The organism is Flavobacterium sufflavum, assembly GCF_004016525.1.
In the GTDB taxonomy this organism is placed as follows: domain Bacteria; phylum Bacteroidota; class Bacteroidia; order Flavobacteriales; family Flavobacteriaceae; genus Flavobacterium; species Flavobacterium sufflavum.
Genome location: NZ_SACJ01000036.1, coordinates 1 through 374, shown reverse-complemented (window position 1 = coordinate 374; position 374 = coordinate 1). Strand labels below are relative to the sequence as shown.

Genomic DNA, 374 nt, shown 5'->3' with positions numbered 1-374 from the left:
CATACACATTGGCAGCCAATGCAAATGGAAGTGCACTTGTTACAGTTTATTTGAAAGATAATGGAGGAGTTGCAGATGGAGGAGATGATCAAAGTGATAATCAAACCTTCAACATCAATGTAACATCTGTGAATGATGTACCGGTTTTTACTAAAGGAGATGACCAGGCTAAACTGGAAGATGCAGGAGCCATCAGTGTTCCTGGTTGGGCAACAGGTATCAGTGCAGGTCCTGTAGATGAAGTAGGACAAACACTAACGTTTACTGTTGCCAATAACAATAACAGTTTATTCTCGGTACAACCAGCGATAACAGCAAACGGAGAATTGACATACACATTGGCAGCCAATGCAAATGGAAGTGCACTCGTTACA

1 protein-coding gene is annotated in these 374 nt (G+C 41.7%); it reads left to right on the top strand.

Going from position 1 to position 374, the window contains the following annotated elements:
* The coding region (locus EOD40_RS18065; protein WP_164905515.1) for an Ig-like domain-containing protein at positions 1–374 on the top strand (374 nt) is incomplete at both ends.